The 1,382-nt window shown below is 61.6% G+C and carries 1 protein-coding gene; it reads left to right on the top strand.

What is annotated here, in order from left to right; translation table 11 throughout:
- Nucleotides 1-108 precede the first annotated feature (108 nt).
- Complete coding sequence (locus PROAA_RS04750) at nucleotides 109-1,326, top strand: IS256 family transposase (RefSeq protein ID WP_186410240.1); 1,218 nt, start codon at nucleotides 109-111, stop codon at nucleotides 1,324-1,326.
- Nucleotides 1,327-1,382 lie beyond the last annotated feature (56 nt).

Genomic DNA, 1,382 nt, shown 5'->3' with positions numbered 1-1,382 from the left:
GATTGAGTCCCTAAACTGCTGTAAATCGGGTGGGGGGTAGCCACCGCTTCGATTCGGTAAATTGACGTTGTCGAGACGTTGATCAACCGAAGGAAACGGAGCGAAGCGATGGCTGGATATGAGGTTAGCGTAGGAACGGAATTGCTGCCAGGGCTTTTGACGGGGCAGGACGGATTGGCAAAGCTGGTGGAGACGGTGCTCAATCAGATACTGGAAGCGCAGGTGACGGAAACGCTGGGGGCGACGCGGCACGAACGCACGGAGGAGCGGGCCGGCTACCGCAATGGCTACCGGCCGCGCACTCTTTACACGCGAGTCGGGCCGGTGACGCTGCTGGTGCCGCAGACCCGGGACGGCAGTTTCTCGACAGACATCTTCAAGCGCTATCAGCGGAGCGAACAGGCTTTTGTCCTGGCGCTCATGGAAATGGTCGTCCAAGGCGTCTCCACGCGCAAGGTCTCCGCGATCACCGAAGAACTGTGCGGCGCCAGCTTCTCGAAGTCGACGGTGAGCGCACTGTGCGCCGGTCTGGACCCGCGGGTCAGGGCGTTCAACGAACGGCGGCTGGAAGGCGACTACCCCTTCGTGCTGGTCGATGCCTTGTTCATCAAGAGCCGGGAGGAAGACCGGGTAGTCTCGCGTGCTGTGCTGACTGTCTCCGGCATCCGTGCCGATGGCTACCGGGAGATACTCGGCGTGCGGATCGGCGACACCGAGAGCTTTGCCACCTGGGACGAGACCTTCCGCTGGCTCAGGAGCCGTGGGCTCAAGGGAACGATGTTCATCATCTCGGACGACCATGGCGGCCTGCGCGAAGCGGCAGCACGGCACTTCCAGGGGGGCAGCTGGCAACGCTGCCAGGTGCATCTGATGCGCAACATTCTCGGTCAATGCAGCACCCGTCACCGCGCCGAGGTAGCCGCTGCCGTCAAACTCGTGCTGCAGGCGCCCGATCTGGTCGAAGCCAAGCGCCGGCTGGCGGAATGCGTCGAGCGCTTCGCCAAGAGCGCGCCCAAGGCGGTGGCCTGCCTGGAAACGGGATTCGAAGATGCCATGGCGGTGATGGCCTTGCCCGAGAAGTACCGCAAGCGGCTGCGCACAACGAACATGCAAGAGCGGCTGAACGAGGAGATTCGTCGGCGGGAGCGGGTGATTCGTATCTTCCCCAACGACGAGTCGGCATTGCGTCTGATCGGCGCCCTGCTGGCCGAGCAGAACGAGGCATGGCAGGAACGGAAGTACCTTGATATGGATGAATTCAAGGAGTGGGCGGCCAACCGAGCCGCCGCTGGTGAGGGCAACAACGTTGTTGCCCTCACCAGCTGAAACCATTCGTCATTGATCGGATCGAAGAATATTTACAGCAGATTTCGGACTTGACT

Origin of the sequence: Candidatus Propionivibrio aalborgensis (assembly GCF_900089945.1) — a bacterium.
Lineage (GTDB): Bacteria > Pseudomonadota > Gammaproteobacteria > Burkholderiales > Rhodocyclaceae > Propionivibrio > Propionivibrio aalborgensis.
This window is presented reverse-complemented; position numbering and strand designations above follow the sequence as displayed.

Coding starts and splice junctions, on each gene's coding strand:
- PROAA_RS04750 (WP_186410240.1), top strand. CDS start 109: ATGGCTGGATATGAGGTTAGCGTAGGAACGGAATTGCTGCCAGGGCTT.